Source organism: Pseudomonas paraglycinae, from assembly GCF_021601625.1.
GTDB classification, from domain to species: Bacteria; Pseudomonadota; Gammaproteobacteria; order Pseudomonadales; family Pseudomonadaceae; genus Aquipseudomonas; species Aquipseudomonas paraglycinae.
Map to the genome: position 1 here is coordinate 41,253 of NZ_BQHR01000018.1, position 14,782 is coordinate 56,034.

13 protein-coding genes are annotated in these 14,782 nt (G+C 63.0%); 1 reads left to right on the forward strand and 12 read right to left on the reverse strand.

Annotated elements, in window-relative coordinates:
* The first annotated feature begins 18 nt into the window (after positions 1–18).
* Entirely contained in the window at positions 19–825 is an 807-nt protein-coding gene (locus L6D82_RS23260; RefSeq protein WP_236191739.1) for a class I SAM-dependent methyltransferase, read from the forward strand.
* A 49-nt stretch (positions 826–874) separates the two neighbouring features.
* Here L6D82_RS23260 and L6D82_RS23265 read toward each other — a convergent pair whose 3' ends face one another.
* From L6D82_RS23265 to L6D82_RS23320, 12 genes are all read right to left on the reverse strand, one after another.
* Entirely contained in the window at positions 875–1,567 is a 693-nt protein-coding gene (locus tag L6D82_RS23265; protein ID WP_236191740.1) for a GNAT family N-acetyltransferase, read from the reverse strand.
* 117 nt (positions 1,568–1,684) lie between these two features.
* On the reverse strand, positions 1,685–2,473 hold the full coding sequence (locus L6D82_RS23270; RefSeq protein WP_236191741.1) for a ChbG/HpnK family deacetylase: 789 nt from the start codon (positions 2,471–2,473) through the stop codon (positions 1,685–1,687).
* Complete coding sequence (locus L6D82_RS23275) at positions 2,445–3,632, reverse strand: GNAT family N-acetyltransferase (protein WP_236191742.1); 1,188 nt, start codon at positions 3,630–3,632, stop codon at positions 2,445–2,447. Before L6D82_RS23275 ends, L6D82_RS23270 begins: the two co-directional genes overlap by 29 nt.
* A 4-nt stretch (positions 3,633–3,636) precedes the next feature.
* Entirely contained in the window at positions 3,637–4,326 is a 690-nt protein-coding gene (locus L6D82_RS23280) for a GNAT family N-acetyltransferase (protein WP_134020852.1), read from the reverse strand.
* A gap of 68 nt (positions 4,327–4,394) precedes the next feature.
* The gene (locus L6D82_RS23285) at positions 4,395–6,314 is read right to left on the reverse strand and encodes a hypothetical protein (protein WP_236191743.1); all 1,920 of its coding nucleotides are present in this window, start codon (positions 6,312–6,314) and stop codon (positions 4,395–4,397) included.
* On the reverse strand, positions 6,311–7,618 hold the full coding sequence (locus L6D82_RS23290; RefSeq protein ID WP_236191744.1) for a lipopolysaccharide biosynthesis protein: 1,308 nt from the start codon (positions 7,616–7,618) through the stop codon (positions 6,311–6,313). The genes L6D82_RS23285 and L6D82_RS23290 overlap by 4 nt, the downstream gene beginning before the upstream one ends.
* The gene (locus L6D82_RS23295) at positions 7,615–8,616 is read right to left on the reverse strand and encodes a polysaccharide deacetylase family protein (RefSeq protein ID WP_236191745.1); all 1,002 of its coding nucleotides are present in this window, start codon (positions 8,614–8,616) and stop codon (positions 7,615–7,617) included. The genes L6D82_RS23290 and L6D82_RS23295 overlap by 4 nt, the downstream gene beginning before the upstream one ends.
* A gap of 13 nt (positions 8,617–8,629) precedes the next feature.
* On the reverse strand, positions 8,630–9,766 hold the full coding sequence (locus tag L6D82_RS23300) for a glycosyltransferase (protein WP_102688541.1): 1,137 nt from the start codon (positions 9,764–9,766) through the stop codon (positions 8,630–8,632).
* Positions 9,759–10,727, reverse strand: a complete 969-nt coding sequence (locus L6D82_RS23305) for a glycosyltransferase (protein ID WP_102688542.1) — start codon at positions 10,725–10,727, stop codon at positions 9,759–9,761. Before L6D82_RS23305 ends, L6D82_RS23300 begins: the two co-directional genes overlap by 8 nt.
* Positions 10,724–12,094 carry an O-antigen ligase family protein gene (locus L6D82_RS23310; RefSeq protein WP_102688543.1) on the reverse strand — a complete coding sequence of 457 codons (1,371 nt, stop codon included), beginning with the start codon at positions 12,092–12,094 and terminating at the stop codon, positions 10,724–10,726. The genes L6D82_RS23305 and L6D82_RS23310 overlap by 4 nt, the downstream gene beginning before the upstream one ends.
* Positions 12,091–13,143 carry a glycosyltransferase family 4 protein gene (locus L6D82_RS23315; protein WP_371857365.1) on the reverse strand — a complete coding sequence of 351 codons (1,053 nt, stop codon included), beginning with the start codon at positions 13,141–13,143 and terminating at the stop codon, positions 12,091–12,093. The genes L6D82_RS23310 and L6D82_RS23315 overlap by 4 nt, the downstream gene beginning before the upstream one ends.
* Before the next feature lie 35 nt (positions 13,144–13,178).
* On the reverse strand, positions 13,179–14,771 hold the full coding sequence (locus tag L6D82_RS23320) for a GumC family protein (protein WP_236191747.1): 1,593 nt from the start codon (positions 14,769–14,771) through the stop codon (positions 13,179–13,181).
* Between the last annotated feature and the right edge of the window lie 11 nt (positions 14,772–14,782).

Consider the following 14,782-nt stretch of genomic DNA (forward strand, 5'->3'; position numbering starts at 1 on the left):
CATCGCCCGGAGTGCGCCATGGAAGTGCCAAACAATAAAAACGCCGTCGAGAGCAATCGTCAGGCGTGGAACGATTCCGCCCGTCATCACCAGGACTCCCCCGAGTGGCAGGCCTTGCTGACCGACGTCGCGCAGGCTGATTTTTCCTGCCTCGACGACACCCTACGCGGCTTGCTCGAGCAGGTCGGTGTCGATGGCAAAGACGTCGTGCAGCTGTGTTGCAACAACGGCCGCGAAAGCCTGTCACTGTTCGCCCTCGGCGCACGGAACGTGGTCGGTATCGATCAGTCGAGCGCGTTTCTCGAACAGGCCCGCGAACTGAACAAGCGTTCGCCGCACAATGCCGAATTCGTCGAAGCCGATATTCATCATTTGCCCGAATCGCTGCGCGGTCGCTTCGACGTCGCACTGATCACCATCGGCGTCTTTGGCTGGATGCCCGACATCGGCGAATTCTTCCGCCACGTCGCCTCGACCCTCAAACCGGGCGGACAACTGGTGATCTACGAGACCCACCCGTTCCTGGAAATGGTCGACCCCGAGGCCGAAGACCCGTTTCGCCTCGCCAGCTCGTATTTCCGCGAAGAACCGTTCGTGCAGGAGGAGCCGATCGTCTACGTCGGCAAGGTCGAACAGCCGGCGGCGAAGTCTTACTGGTTCGCGCACACCCTCGGCGCGATCTTCACCGCCGCCCTCGAGGCCGGCCTGACCATCACGCACTTCAAGGAATACCCGCACTCGAACCGGGAAGAAGTGTATGACCAGTACCAGAACCGTGAGGCGCAGATGCCGATGTGTTTTACGTGGGTGGGGGTAAAACGCTGAAACGCGAATGGAGCATTACGAAGGCGGCCGAATGGCCGCCTTCGTTGTTTCAAGCCTGCGCAGCCGCCGTCACCACCGGCCGTCCCGGTTTGCGCAGCGGATCGAGGCGTGAGCCTTCGTAGCGGGTTTCGCGGAAGAACCGCCATTTGCCGAACAGGCAATAGACGTGGGTGACGCGGCCCTGTTCGTGGTAGCCCATGCGGATGTGCAGTTTCAGCGCCGGGATGTTGTGGGTTTCGCAGACGTCGACCACCTTGTTGCAACCCTGGGCGGCCATGGCTTCCCAGAGGGCGACCTGCACGTCCACCGACAGGCTGCTGCCGAAGTAGGCGCGAATCATTTCACCGCCGAACTCGAAGAACTCGCCGGGTTTGACCGGGAAGGTGCAGCCGTAATAGTGGCGGTCGTGGTAGTCACGAGTGCTGCCCCAGATGAACCCGACCGCATGGCCGTCGGCGTCCAGGTACATGTGCCCGGTGTGGCCCTCGTCGGCCAGTTCGGCCATGGTCTGCACGCGGTCACCGAAGTGCCTGGCGAACGCGCCGGCATTCTCGGCGGTGATGTCGACTTTGCGTAGACCGTCGTAGGGGCGCAGCTTGTGCGGCGGTACCGGGCTGACCAGGTCGCGCTCCATCCACAACAGTTCCCAATGGAAGAACACGTAGCGTTTCCACAACGTGCCGAAGGTGCGGCCCAGGCCTTTTTGCTTGATACGTTCACGCAGCTTTTCAATGACGCTCATGATGCCCTCCGAGGCCGGAGCCCGGGTGTTGTGGATGACGCTTTTGTGGGTATAGATCAGCCCTGCAAGTTCATGTCAAAGCGCCAGCTTTGAATGTATTGCAAGTTGTGTAACGGCTCAGATCGCCTCGGCACCCCGCAAAAAATCCTTGTTCAGATCGGTATAGGAAACCCGTGGAACCCCCGCCAGCCGCAGCTCTAGCACGCGGCTCAGGGACTCTCCGGGTTGCAGATAGGCGTCACCGAAATCCGCACCGAGCTGATTCGGATGGGCGACGATTTCCAGCACGCCGTCGGTCGGCGCGGGAGCGTTGCGCAGGTCCACCGGGGTGCAGACGTAATCGGCAGTGACCCCGGCCAGTCCCTGTAAACGACGGTTGAGCAAGCCCTTGAACACGCGTTTGGGCAGGCTGAGGTTTTGCCCCAGGTTGCGCGCCAGGCGCACCGGCACACCTTGATGGGCAGCGAAGCGCGCGACGATCTCGCCGATCGGCCAGATGTTGTGCACGTGCTGATGCGAATCGAGGTGGCTGGGACGCACGCCGTGATCGACGCAGCGCTGCCACTGCGCCTGCAATTCTTCTTGCACCGCTTCGCGATCTTCCCGGCCCAGCCACAGGCTGTGGCGCGCCAGGCTGAGGTCGAACACGCCGTGGCTGTCGCAGAAGGTGCGACGCTCGAGAATGGCCCGGCTCAGGGGCCGGCCGTAGGTCAGGTTGAAGTGCAGACCGATCCGGCCTTCCAGCAGCGGCAGCCGGGCCATGGCGCAGGCTGCTTCGAACGCCGGCATGTTGGCCATGGCGGTGGCGGAACTGATGACCCCGGCCTGGAACGCACCGAGGATCACCGCGTTTTCGTTCGGGCTCAGGCCGAAATCGTCAGCGTTGACTATGACTTGGCGAGGCATGTTCGCCCTCCTTGCTGGGGTTGATCACAGGTGTCGCAATGACCGCCGCTTTGGCCGCCGCACGCTTCGCCCGCCATTGTTGCAACGCAGGCTTGATCCGGTGCCAGACGCGCAGCCCCAGCCCCAGCAACAGGCCGCTCGGGCGCCACGAGTAGAAGCTCCAGCGCCAGTGTTCCAGTTGCCCGGTCATGCGTTCGTGCAGTTGATGGCTGGAGTTTTCCAGGCTGACCCGCGAGGCATCGATCCAGTGCCAGTTGTCATCCAGCCCCCAGCGAATCCATTCCTCCAGCAACACCCGGCCGCTGCCAAGGTCGGCGTATTGCGGCAGGAAGGCGAGGTTGTAATCGTAGAGCCGGCCCTGTTCGAACAGACCGAGTCGATAGCTGATGCAACGTCCGTTGAGTTCCAGCATCACCCCGCGCACCCGGCCCGAAGCGGCGAGGGCGGTGAAGGCGTTTTCCATGCAGCGGCGGCTGCGGTCGCTGGCAAAGATTCCGACGCCTTCGTCGCCTTTCCAACTGACCGCTTCGACTTCGCTGATGACCTGCAGCAACGGGCCCATGCTGGTCGCGTCGGGCGTGATCCGCCGGACTTCGGCGCCGCACGCGGCAATCCGTTTGCGCGCCCGGCGCAGTTTGTAGCGCGGGTCGCCCGAGACTTCCTGGCGGTCAGCCTCGCTGATCAGGTGCACCGGCACCCGGCAGCTCAAGCGACGTTCGCCGGTGGAGCTGTGGACCATCCATTCGGTGAGCACGCTTTCGGCACCGACCGGCTCGGTGATTTCATTGAGTTGCAGCAGGGCGTGGGGCACTCGCTGGCGAATCAGCCGCAGGGCTTGGCGCATGTCGTCGGCGTTCAGCTGTGATAACAACGCCAGGCGATCGGCCAGCGGATAACCCAGGTGATGCACCACCCGAAACGGCAATCCGAAAAATCGTTCACGGCTCGCCACCAGTGGCAGGCACAGGCGCAATTCGTCTGCTTCCCAACCCAGCAATACATGCAGCTGCTCGTGTGCATCGAGCGCCTGCTCTGCCGCACACAGCCAGTCGAGGCTGTTGAACGGCGTGTGATCCGTCACCCGCAGGCGCAGCGCTTCATAGGCCGCCGCCGGGAAGTCAGGTGCGCACAACGAGGTGCGCCATTCGAATCGCGCCATAGGCTCAGGTCGCCGTTGCTGTGACAGGTGGACGGGAAGGTTTGCGCAGCGCCTCCAGGCGCGATCCGCTGTAGCGGGTTTCGCGGTAGAAGCGCCAGCGACCGAACAGTTTGTAGATGTTCATGATCCGGCCCTGTTCGGTATAGCCCATGCGCAAGTGCAGCTTGAGCGCCGGGATGTTGTGGAACTCGCAGACGTCCACGACCTTGTCACAGCCCTGGGCGGCCATGGCTTTCCACAGTTCCAGTTGCAGATCCACCGACAGTTCGGTGCCCCAGTACGAGCGGGTCAGTTCGCCGCCGAACTCGAAGAACTCGCCGGGTTTCACCGGGAACATGCAGCCGTAGTAGTGACGGTCGAAGTAGTCCCGGGCGCTGCCCCAGATGAACGCCACCGCATGGCCCTGATCGTCCAGGTGCATGTGCCCGGTGTGATTCTCCCGGGCCAGCTCGGCCATGGTGCCGACCCGGTCACCGAAGTGGCGGGCGAAGGCGCTGACGTTGTCCGGGGTGATCTTCACCACCCGCAGGGGCGGGTAGGGTTTGAGGCTGTGGGGCGGCACCGGGCTGACCAGGTCGCGCTCCATCCACAGCAGTTCCTGATGAGAAAAGACGTAGTGTTTCCAGACCTTTTTCACGGTGGCAGTGAGTCCTTTCTGCCGTAGGTTTTCAGTCAGTTTGCGCAGCATGTTCATGGTCGTTGCTCCTGATGACGAGTCATCGCGCGGCCAGAGGCCAGCGCGGCCGGACATCAACAGGGCGGTCATGAGGCGCTCCAGCGCAGGGCAAACAGGGTCTGTCCCGGCAGCTCGAAGCGCACGCGGCCGTCCTGACAGCGAAACGGCGCGTCGCGGCTGCGGTTGTCGGCGCCGAAGTAGCGCAGCGCGCCGTTGTTCAATGGACATTTCGCGCCCGCCAGATCGACATGCTGCAAACGCGTGCCTTTGTTCACGCCGAGCAGCCCGCGCTGATCGTCGCCGGCCATCGCCAGCACATCGACTTCGAACGCGTCGTTCTCCAGCCACAGCACGTTGTGCAGCCAGTGTTGCTGGATGAACTGCTGGGCCATGCCCACCGGTTTCAACTCGAAGCGGTCATCGCCCAGCACCCGCAACATGCCTTTGGGGTACTGCGGCTCATCGGCGGCCTGAAACCAGTTGAGCATGGTCAGCAACCCGTCCTGGGAGGCGTTGATTACCACCGAGGCCCACCACAGCGAGGTGAAATGGGTTTCCTGATCGTAGGGGCTCAGGCTTGATCCGCTTGAGAGGTTGGTCTGATCCAGCAGCAAGGCCTTGCGCGGCTGGCCCCTGGCATCGAGGCCGACCAGTTCCGCCGCGCGGCGCACGCTGTCGCGGTACACGCGGGTGGCGAGCAGGTCGCGAATCATCCATTCGTGCCAGGCCAGCGCATCGACCTGATCGGCGGACTCACCGAGCAGGCGCCGGGCCCAGTCGATGCCACGCTTGTTCGATGCGTTGTCGGCGAACGGGCCGTTGACCAATCGCGAACTGGCCGGCATCGCAATGCGCACACCGGCCTTGCCATTCGCCGGATCGCTGCGCACCTGCCGGGCCATGCTGGTGAAGATCGAACGGTATTGCTCGTAACTCGAATAATTCAGGTTGGGCTCGTCGGCAAACCCGATGTAGTGCGTGCCTTTGCCGCCCAATGCACGGGTGCCGGCGAGCCAGGCGTCGAGGCCGTTGTTGCTTTGCACGTCGGCGCGCAGATCGGCCTGTCGCTGGCTGCCGGCGAGCAAGGTGATGTCCTGGCGAATGCCGAAGCGATCCTGATAGACCTGGCGAAACGCATCTTCGAAGTGCGGTTGTCTCGCCGTCACGTCGACAAAGCTGTAGTAACTGGCGGCCGTCGGTTTCAGCGCATCGAGCAGCGGATGGCTGGCGGGCGGCGGCATCACGTAGGGCAGGGCGATGCCCAGATCCGGGGTGCGGCCGAGGACTTTGTCGTGCAGGGTCAGGCGCGTCTGGCCGTCGTCTTCACGCAGTGGCTTGAGCTGTTGCGGGGTCTGTGCGAACAGATTGGCCGTACCGTCGAGCCAGAACGCCGCTTTGCCGCTGCCTTGCAGACGCAGGCGCCAGACCTGTTCGCGTTCGCTGACCGGCAACGCCACCTGATCGAACTGCCAGTAAGCGCGATAGGGTTTCAGCGCCAAGGACAGTGGTTGTCCATCGCCGACCCGCTGCGCTTGCAGGGCGCTGACCCCGCCGTGAAACTTGCCCGCCAATATCGCGTGCTCACCCGCGGCGACCTTGAAATACAGTTCATCGCCGTTACGGGTTTCCGCACTGAAATGCACCTTGGCCGGGGCAAACAGCGCCACGGTGTTTTCGTCGTGCTCGACCCGGTAACTGCGGAAGCTGTAGCCGGGGATTTCCAGCTGATAACTCGCGGCCCGCGGCGCCAATGGCCAGCTCTGACTGCCACGGGTTTCACTGGCCTTGATGAAGCGCTCGCCCTGCAATTGGCCCCGGCCGTCGAGCAGGTAAATGTGCTCTTCGTTGGCCTCCGCCTGCCACGCCGGTGCCCAGCGCACGGTCACCGTGTCGGGGCGATCGGCTTGCAGGTACAGGCTGCCGTCACGAATGTCGCCCCAGCGCATCGACGCCGCGAAGGCGTCCAGCGACAGGCCAAGTCCGAACAGCAGGGCCAGGCCTTTCATGCTGCCTTCCGACGCTGCAACATCAGCCACATCGGCGTGAGGTCGCTGGGCAGAATGATCAGGGTTTGCCAGAACGCCACGCCGCTCAACCGGCAGTACAACACCAGCATCGCCACGGTCACCGCCAGATAGGCAATCGACGACGCTGCCGCTGCACCGACGATGCCGTAGGCCGGAATCAGCAGCAGGTTCAGCGCAAGATTGAGCAGCGCGCCGATCCCCATCAGCAGCGACACCGTGCCGGGGCGATTCTTGCCGATCAGGTCCAGGCGCAGGATGCTGGCGTAGCACAGGCCCAGCAGCCCCGGCAGTAACGCCAGCAGCGCCGGATACGCTGGCTGGTAGGCGACGCCGAACAGAGTGACGATCAGCCATTCGCCGATCACGGCCATGGTCAGGCAGGCGCCGAGCATCACCGTAGCGGTCAGGCGCAGTGCCAGCGGGGTGACTTTGTCCATGCCTTCGTCCTGTTGCAGCAGGCGTTTCATCAGCGGCGTGGTCACCGCTTCCGGAACGATCAGCAGCAATTCAGCGGCGGCGCTGGCCATCGCGTAATGCCCCAGGGCGGTGCTGCCGAGCAGGGCGCCGATGAACAGGTAATCGGAACGCAGGATCACTTGCTGGAACAGCAGATCCGGGTGACTGCGGGCACTGAAGCGCAGCAGTTCGTTCTGGCTGGCGCGATCCCATTGCAGTTGCAACGGCTGCGCGCGTTTGAGCCACAGCCAGCCAACCATCACTACGAGGCTGATGCCGGCCAGCCAACTGATCAGCGCGGCTTCGAGGGCCGCTTCTTTCCACATCCAGAACAACGCGAGAAACAGCAACAGCGGCGCCAGGGATTCCACCAGCCGCAAGGCATTGAACGCGACCACGCCGCCGGACGCATTGTGCAAGGTCAGCAGACCACTTTTGAGCACGGTCAACGGCACCGCCAGCAGCAACAGCCACGCCAGAAGACCGAGTTGCAGGGTCACGTCCAGTTCACTGCCGAACTCGCGTACCAGCGCCACCACCAGCAAGGTCAGCAGACCCGCCAGCAAACAGCCGAACACCAGCACTTGGGCGAGCAACAAGCCCATCGGCCGCTGCTTGGCTGCCTGATAACCCACGGCGGAATTCAATCCGCCGCTGGTGGCGGCGCTGATCAGATCCGGCAGGGTGCTGAGCAGGGCGAACAGGCCCCGTTCGCTGGGGCCGAGAATCCGCGCCAGCAGCACATTCCTCAGCAGGCGCAGGGCGATCATCGCCAGTTTGGTGCCCATGCTCAGCGCCAGATGCTTGAGGTAGCTGCTTCGACTCATGGCCGCGCCCCGCGATAGATCCGCCACGACAGCAGCTCCGGATTGCGCGCGGTACGCTGGCTGACGCCGAAGCGTGGCAGATTCAGCGGATCACCGGTACCGCGATAGATGCCGCTGCCGGTGCCCAGCGCAAACGGGTAATCGTGATTGGCGATCTGCTCGCGCACCCGCTCATCGTTGTCCCCGTTGGGATAGCAATACACCGGCAACGGCCGGTTGCAGCCGTTGTTCAGGGCATCGCGGCTGCGGCTGAGTTCTTCGCCCAGACGCACATCGTCAAGGCCGGTGAGGATGGCGTGACTGGCGCCGTGGGGGCCGAAACGCACCAGCCCCGACGCTTCCATCGCCCGCACCTGATGCCAGTCCAGCGCTTGTGGCAACGACTCCTGCGGACACTCGTCGGTCAGGCGTTCGAGTATCTTCGGATCGAGCGCCTTGAGGCTTTGCAGATAATGCAACAGGGTCAGACTGCGGCGATCCACATCGATGTCGTCCAGCAGCACTGGCAACGGCTGGCCGGCGGCACGCAGGCATTCGATCAGGTGCGTGCGGGCTTTTTCACCATGACTGCCCCACAGGGTTTCACCGATGCTTTCCCACCAGAAACGCTGACGGCTGCCGATGAAATCGGTGGAAAGAAAAATGCTCGCCGGCACCTGATGTTTCTGCAGCAACGGAAAGGCATTGGCGGCGTTGTCGCGCCAGCCGTCGTCGAAGGTCAATGCCACTTGCGGACGCTCGGTGCGCAAGGCATTGGGTTGCAGGATCTCCATCAGCGGCACGCAATCGAAATGCTTGCGCAGCCACACCAGCAAGTGTTCGAAGGCCTTGGGCCCGACGCACAGTTCGTTGCGGTGCGGCAGGTCGGCGGCGCGGTCGTTGGACAGCACCCGGTGGAGCATCAGTATCACGCCGGCGCCGTGCAGCTGGTTTCGCCCCACGGACGAGTTGAGATAGAGCCAGCCGCTGGTGCGTTTAATCAGTTGCTTGATCGCCATGGCTCGATCCCTCTCAACGGTTTTGGTCAGGGTTCCATTGGGCATAACGCTGGCCGCGCAGGAACTGCCACAAGCCGATGCTCATGCCCGCCAGTGTCACCAGCAGGAATGCCGCAAGGCGGAACGGCTTGGGCAAGCGGTGTTGTGAATCCAGCAGGCCGGCAATCGCGATGGCGTAGCCGATCAATTGCGCGATCAGGCTCAGGCGATAGAAATCGTGCTCTTCCCACAGCCAGAAATTGCTCAGCAGCAGCGGCAGCAACAGGATCGGCGCCAGGCGACGGATCAACTTGTGGCTGATCAACGCAATCGAATACAGCCCATGCTTCAACGGATTGAGCAGTGCACTGCGTTGCGCCAGACTTTGCAGGCCGCCGACGGTGACCCGCTGGCGCCGGCGGAATTGCTTGTCGGCTTCGTCGACGCCGTGGTCGATCACCTGCGCTTCGGGCACGTAGACGATCCGTTTGAATTTCACCGGGGCGCAGGTGCTGATGAAGAAGTCGTCGTTGACCTCGGCCGGCACGTTCTCGAACAGTTCGCGGCGCAGGGCCAGCAGGGCGCCGTCGGCGGAGACCATGCAACCGGTACGGTTCTCGACCCGACGCAACCAGCCCTCGTAGTGCCGATAAAGGCTGTCGCCGATGCTCAAGCCACCGCCGGTGACTGGAATCACCATGTGTCCGGCACAGGCGCCGACCTGTGGGTCGCTCAGGGGCGCCAGCAGGTAGCCGAGGGTTTCCCGCGACCATTGGTTGTCAGCGTCGGTGAACACCAGAATGTCGCCCGTGGCCAGCGCCGCGCCGGCATTCAGGGTGGCGGCCTTGCCCTGGCGAGGCAGGTCGAGCACGGTGATTCGCGGGTCGACGACCTTGTGTGCGCAGGCCACGGTGGCGTCGGTGGAACCGTCGCTGGCCAGAATGATTTGCAGGGTCGCCGGCTGATAATCCTGGGACAGCAGCGAGCGCAGCTTGTGTTCGATGTGTCGCGCTTCGTTGTGGGCGGCGATGACGATGCTGACGTTCAGCGGCGGTGCCGGGCTGTGGCGCCACGCCGGGAACAGCGGCGCGAGCAGCGTCAGCAGCAGCGGGTAGCCGACATAGGCGTAGGCCGGCAGCAGCAGGCACATCCAGAAAATGAATTCAGCCACGGGCAGGCCTCCTGGCGTTCCAATGACACAGACTGAGAATGAACGCGGCGCCCGCCAGGTGCAGGCGCAGCCAGTGCAGGCCCCACAGTTGCAGGGTCAGGCAGACGTTGTGGTGCTTGGCGCTCTGGCGCACGCTGAGCACCAGCCCCGGCACCAGCGTCAGCATCACCATGATCGCGGCGTGATGGGGAAAGCCGTCGAGCAGCGCGGATATCGCCAGGAAATCGAGAATCCAGACGAAGATCGACAGCATCGGAAACCGCAACAGGCGCAGGCTGAAACCGTGGCTGCGCAGCAATTGCAGATGACTGCCCTGACGCCACAGTTCCTTGCCCATCCACTCGCGCCAGTTCATTTCGTAGCCCCAGTGCAGAGCCACGCTTTCATTGATCGAGAGCAGTCGCGCGCCGTGTTCTCTCAGGCGCAAGGTGAACTCCTTGTCTTCGCCGGTGCGCAGGGTTTCGTTGAAACCGCCGACCTTGTCGAACCAGCGCCGACGCATCAGCAGGTTGGCACTGGGCAGCCAGTCGACGACGTGGCTGGTGTGGGTGGTCGGGCGCAAGGTCCGGCGCTGCCAGGCGGTGGCGTACCACGGCGCGGCGGCGGGGGTGTGCAGGTCGAGACCGAAGACATCGGCCTGGCCACTGGCTTCGATGTCGAACAATGGGTGCAACCAGTCTTCCGGCATTTCGATGTCGGCATCGATGAACGCCAGCCATTCCCCGGTGGCGATGGCGGTCCCACGATTGCGCAACGCGCCGATCAGCAGGCCTGGCATCACCAGTACGTGGGCGCCGAACTGCCGGGCGATCTGCGGGCCTTCGTCGCTCGATCCGTTGTCGACCACGATCAGTTCACACTCGACATCCGCCGCGTGCGCCGCTTTTTGCGCAGCCAGCAGGGTGCGGCCAATGTGCCGGGCCTCGTTGAACATCGGGATGACGATGCTGATCCGGCTCATGCTTTGGCCTCCGTCATCGGTGCCTGCTCGGCTTTGAGGCGCAAGACGCTGGTCATGGCGAGCATGATCCACAGGTATTTCTGGTTCGGTGCGCTGAGGAACATCAGGAACAGCGTCAGCGACAGAAAACTCACCCCCAGGTGGGTCATCAGATCCGCCTGTTGCCAGTCACGTCGCAGCATCCACGCCTTGCGCGCCTGCATCAGGTTGTACAGACCCAGCGCGAGCATGCCGACGAACATCAATCCGGCGGGCACCCCCAGTTCGCTGAAGATTTCCAGGTAGGTGTTATGCGCCCGGCGATACAGGTCGCCGATCTTACGGTTGGCGGAAAACGCCTTCGCATAGCCGGTGGTGGCGTAGTGCAGCGGGAAGGTGCCGGGGCCGGAGCCGAGCAACGGGTTCTCGCGGATCATCTGGCTGCCGACCACGATGTACGAGGCGCGGCGGCCAAGGGATTCATCGTTGTGCCCTTTGGCGCCTGCGCTCAACACGCTGAGGGACTGGATGCGCGCGATGTAGCCGGCAGGCATCGCATAGATCGCCAGCGGAATCACGATCGCCGCACCGAGCATGGCAAAACCGAGGTGACGTGGACGAATCCGCGCCAGTTGCGCACGGTAGTGCCAGCAACCGATCACCAGACTCAAGGCCAGCACCACCAGCCCGGAACGCGATTCGGTCTTGGTCATGCCGCCGAGCAACAGCAGGCAGCAACCGCCCCAGAACAGCCGATGCAACAGGTTCGGGCTGCGGATCACCAGCAGCAGGCCCAGCGGAATGGCGAAGGCGATCAGCAGGGCGAAAGCGTTGGGGTCTTCGAGCAGGCCGGCGGCGCGGCCCTGATCCTGGAATTTGGTGGAGAACATGGCCATGGCGCAGGTGGTGCTGACGGCCAGGGTCACCAGTCGGGCAAACAGGTCGAGGTTCAGCTCGCGGCCGATCAGCAGGGTGATGACAAACAGAATCAGGCCGACGCTGATTTCCCGCAGGTGGCCGAGCGACATGCCCATGTCGTCAGTGTTGAGCAGGCTCAGAAAGTACAGGGTCATGAAGGCGATCAGAAAGCGCCAGATATTGCTGCGCAGGCGATCCGAGGGAATCTGGTGCATCGCCAGTTGCAGCATCAGGATCACCGCCAGCGAAGCGCCGATCAGTTTGCTTCCGGACAGTGAACTGTCCTTGAAGAAACCCTCGAACGGCACCAGGGCGACGATGCCGAGCAGGCCCCAGGTCGGTTTGCGGTACAACACCGCGAACCCCACCAGACCGAGCACTGCGCCTGGCGCGAGGTAGGGCCAGGGGCTGGCCAGCAGAGCAATGCAGGCCAGCCCAAGCAGACTGACGATCGAGAGCGGGAAAATCATGCGCGTGCCTCCCGTGCCGTGCGGATGTACAGCTGCGACCAGCGTTCGGCCAGGGCCTTGAGGTCGTAGCGATCCTGTTGCGTGCGTTTTGCGTTGTCGCGCAGTTGCCGTGCCAGGCCAGGCTCGGACAGCAAGGTGTCGAGCTGGCGGGCGAGGGCGGCGCTGTCGGTGGGGGCCGCAAGCAAACCGTTGTGACGGTTCTCCAGCACGTCGGGAATCCCGCCGACGCCAAATGCCACCACCGGCACCCCGGCCTGCATCGCTTCCAGCAGAATCATTGGCGTACCTTCGGTGCGCGAGCTGATCACCAGCGCATCGAGTTGCTGCCACCAGTGCCGCATGTCGGTCTGGTAACCCGGCAAGCGGATGCGCTGCTGCAAACCGGCGGCGTCGATCCGTGCCTGCAAGTCTTCGCGTTCCGGGCCGTCGCCGAGCATCACCGCGTCGAGTTGCGGGTGCTGGTGACACAGCGGGATCAGCGCGTCGAGAAACAGATCCGGGCCTTTCTCACTGCTCAAACGCCCGACGTAACCGGCGAGCCAGCGTTGTCTTGGCGCATCGGAAAGCAGCGCGGCGGCTGCCGGTAATCCGTTGGGAATCACCTGCAATTTCTCCGCACGCACGCTGGCCTGACGGTGCAACACCGCGATGCTTTCGGCGACACACACCACCCGATCCACCGACGCCGTGCGGCACAGTTGCAGGCTCAGCCAGGTGTAGAACTTCTGCTTGCGGCTGCGCGGGGTGAAGCCGTGTTGAGTGATCACCAGCGGCAGGCGCAACAGCGTGGCGCCGACCCAGCCGAACAACAGGCCTTTGAAATTGTGGGTATTGATCAACGGACGTTCACCGCGCCGCTGACCCAAGTGCCGCAGCAGGGCACCGAGCCCTGCGCAGCCTTGTGCATCGACGCCGGCCTCGCGAAAGCGCGCGATCAATTCCGGCGGCGCATCGAGGAACAGCACCTGGTGCTGCCCCGGCGTCGCCAGGCAATGATCGAGCAACATCCGCTCGGCCCCGTAGAAGCCACCGCTGCTGAGCAAATGCATGATCGGCAGGGCGGCGTTCGGGGTAGAGGACGTGTTCAATTGCGCACCCAGTGCACGAAGCTCGGCACGGTCCAGTTCTTGTGCGGGTTGCTCGGTTGCGCGTTCTGGTCGTTGATCACCAGCAGCACCGGCAGGCCCAGCTCGTGGCTGATTTGCGCCGGATGTTTGAAGCGGTGATCGAAGAACTCACGCACGTAGACCAGTGCAATCGCCAGCAACAGACCGGTGAACAGCCCGAACGGAATGATCAGCATCGGCTTGGGAAACGCCGGTTCGGTCGGTTCGAACGGTGGGCTCAAGACCCGGGCGTTGGACAGGTCGTCGCTCAGCGAACGGGTGGTGCTACTTTCGGCAAAACGCTGGGCGTAGGTCGAGAACGCGGCGTGCAGCGCGTCGATCTCGGTGTCCATCTGCCGCAGTTTGCTCTGGGTTTGCTGCAACTCGTGGATGCGGTTCTTGAACTCGGCGATGCGCGCGGTTTTCTGATCGATCACCTGCTGGACCACCGCCAGATCGTTGGTGCGTTCCTGGATACGGTTGCTCACCACCTTGAGGAACTGCTGGCGAGTGCGGGCAATCTGCTCGCGGGTCAGCAACATCGGTTCACTGCCCGGCTGGAACACCGCCAGATCATTCATGTAACGGCTGACCTGGGTGGTCAGTTGCTCGCCCATCTGTTTGATTTCCCGATCCTCGAACGCCACGTTGTCGACCGTGGTGGTGAAGGTGTAGGGGAAGGTGTAGTCGTTGAGTTTGCTGTTACTGGCGGCAGCCAGCGCGGTCTTCAGGTACTCGAGCCAGCGCTGGCTTTGCAGCAGGCGGTCGCGATACAGGTTCAGCGCCTGCTCTTCGGTGTTGATCGCGTTGAGGCGGAAAGTGATTTCCTCCTTCGGATCCGACGCGCCGACACTTTCAAGTAATGCCTGGCGATTGCCTTCCAGTCCATCAAGGCGCACCTGATACAGGTGTTTCTTGGTTTCGTAGAACGATTGCGGCAAATCGATCGATTGCAGCGCCTGACGGCTCACCAGGTAGTTTTGCAGCAGGGCAGAGACGAAGGTCGTGCCTTGATGCGGGTCGGGGAAGCTGTAGATGATCGAGATCACGTTGGAGCCAGGCAGGGTCTCGATTTTCAGGCTGTCTATCGCATCCTGGGTCAGCGCGTCGAGCGCGGTGTCGCGCACCGGATCGGTTTCAAGCCCCAGGGTGTTGCGCACGGGGTTGATCACGTACTGGCGCAGCGGCGAGCTGATGTAACGCTTGAACGGCTCGCTCACCAGTTTGTTGAACATGCCGGGCGACGGGGTGTATTCGCCCTTGTCACGCAGTTCGCTGATGGTCTGACGGATCAGCGCCGGCGAACGCAGGATGTTGCTCTCGGTTTCCATGTCCGCCAGCGATGGCGGGATGAAGGTGGCGTTGTCCACGGTCAGCGACGTGGTGGCGTCGCCCTGCGACAGTTTTTTCGACTGCACGATTACCTGAGCGGTGATATCGAAGCTCTGTTTGAGCAGCAGCGGCAGCACCAGCGCGATCACTGCAAAGACCAGGAAGACCCGTTTCACCAATTGCTTGTTGGCGAAGAAGATCCTGAAGAACTCATGCAGGTAGTTTTCCTTTGGATTCATGGTCGGTCACC